The following is a 1,687-nucleotide window of genomic DNA, read 5'->3' as shown; positions in this document are numbered from 1 at the left end:
TTGTACTTAAACTAACGGGCAGGATAGTGGAAGAAAAAATTTATAGGAAAATTCTATATAATTAAACACTAACCCCGGTATCACATTAATTTTAAAATATTCCTTGACGGGAATATTCCTAATTGGGTATAATCGATTCAGCAGGACGATAAGACTAGTGATGATGTAGATGTGATTTTACCGGAGACCATCAATTGACGAGGTGAGAAAATGTCAGGGAAAATTCCGGGCGTGAACATGACGACGCTGAGCGCTTTGTCTGAACCAAATCGTATGAATATCGTCGAACTCTTGCGTGACGGTCCCCTGACAGTGGGGGAAATCGCCGACCAGCTGGGATTGAGGCAGCCCCAAACTTCGAAACATCTAAAAGTGCTAAGCGACAACGGGATTGTGGAAGTGCAGGCTGAAGCTAACCGCCGCATCTACAAACTCCGTGCCGAGCCCTTCCAAGAGCTGGATTCTTGGATACAATCCTTCCTGCGCGTGATGCAAGAAAGATTCGACAATTTAGATGATTATTTGAAGGAATTGCAGAGCAAGGAAAAATCATAAAATCATTTTCATGTTCAAGGAGGAATTACGATGTCAAACAACGCAATGGTATCGAGAGTAGAGAATGATCGGGTACTGGTGCTGGAGCGCATTTTCGATGCGCCACGCGATCTCGTATTCAAGATGTTTAAAGAGTCGGAGCATCTAAAACGCTGGTGGGGACCGAGGGGCTGGGAGATTCCGGTCTGCACCGTCGATTTCCGACCGGGAGGTGTTTGGCATTACTGTATGAAGTGCGTAGATCAGAATCAGGGTCAATTTTTTGGTATGGAATCCTGGGGCAAAGGGGTTTATAAAGAGATTATCGAGCCGGAGAAGATTGTCTACACCGATTACTTTTCGGATGCCGAAGGCAATATAAATGACTCTATGCCGTCCACCGAGATCACATTGGAATTCATCGATTTGGATGGAAAGACGAAGCTGATAAACCGTGCTGAATATGTGTCCGCAGAGGCACTTAAGAACGTCATGGACATGGGCATGGTGCAGGGCATCACCGAAACTTGGGACCGTTTGAACGAGCTTGTGGAATCGCTGAAGTAGAGTTACCGTAACGCTGTTTTCAGCGTTAGTAAGATTTAGGAGCATTTAGTTTTGTAATTACTTTTATAAGGGAGTGTAAAAATCAATGATTAGTCAAGTTGGTCAAATCATGTTGTATGTTAATAACCAAGATGAAGCAAAGGAGTTTTGGACAGAAAAAGTAGGGTTAAGTGTAATTTCAGAGGAAGACAATGGTCAAGGGTTCAGATATATTGAAATTGCTCCAACTAAAGAAGCTGAAACAAGCATTATTCTTCATAATAAGGAATTTATTGCGAAAATGTCACCTGAATTAAACCTTGGAATACCTTCTTTAATGTTCTTCTCGAAAAATTTCGATAATTTATATAGTGACTTATCAAACAAAAATGTTACTGTCGGTGAAATTGTAAATATGCCTTCAGGTAGAGTATTTAATTTTGCAGATAGTGAAAATAATTACTTTGCAGTAATGGAAAAAAAGTGAATTTATATTCAAGTTACGAGTGCGATGCTTGATTAAAGGCATCGCCTTTTTGCTTGTTTGATTTAAGAAACAGATTGTGAAGATTTACACTTAAAGTAACTGGGGGCTTTAGTTCAATAA

General features: G+C 40.7%; 3 protein-coding genes. All 3 read left to right on the top strand.

The annotated features are described in order from the left end of the window. The first annotated feature begins 210 nt into the window (after positions 1–210). The 3 genes from V7164_RS24805 (at position 211) to V7164_RS24795 (ending at position 1,567) form a co-directional block, all read left to right on the top strand. The gene (locus V7164_RS24805; protein ID WP_335347822.1) at positions 211–555 is read left to right on the top strand and encodes an ArsR/SmtB family transcription factor; all 345 of its coding nucleotides are present in this window, start codon (positions 211–213) and stop codon (positions 553–555) included. A 30-nt stretch (positions 556–585) separates the two neighbouring features. Then, entirely contained in the window at positions 586–1,101 is a 516-nt protein-coding gene (locus V7164_RS24800; protein ID WP_335347823.1) for an SRPBCC domain-containing protein, read from the top strand. Between the two features lie 85 nt (positions 1,102–1,186). Beyond that, complete coding sequence (locus V7164_RS24795; RefSeq protein ID WP_335355554.1) at positions 1,187–1,567, top strand: VOC family protein; 381 nt, start codon at positions 1,187–1,189, stop codon at positions 1,565–1,567. The last annotated feature ends 120 nt before the right edge of the window (positions 1,568–1,687 follow it).

It is taken from the genome of Bacillus sp. JJ1474, from assembly GCF_036965225.1.
In the GTDB taxonomy this organism is placed as follows: domain Bacteria; phylum Bacillota; class Bacilli; order Bacillales; family Cytobacillaceae; genus Cytobacillus.
Note: the sequence above shows the minus strand (reverse complement) of the source record. Positions and strands in the feature narration are given on the sequence as shown.

What these genes read in the sequence shown, in the direction of transcription:
- V7164_RS24800 (WP_335347823.1), top strand. Translation starts at nt 586, where the DNA reads ATGTCAAACAACGCAATGGTATCGAGAGTAGAGAATGATCGGGTACTG.
- V7164_RS24805 (WP_335347822.1), top strand. Translation starts at nt 211, where the DNA reads ATGTCAGGGAAAATTCCGGGCGTGAACATGACGACGCTGAGCGCTTTG.
- V7164_RS24795 (WP_335355554.1), top strand. Translation starts at nt 1,187, where the DNA reads ATGATTAGTCAAGTTGGTCAAATCATGTTGTATGTTAATAACCAAGAT.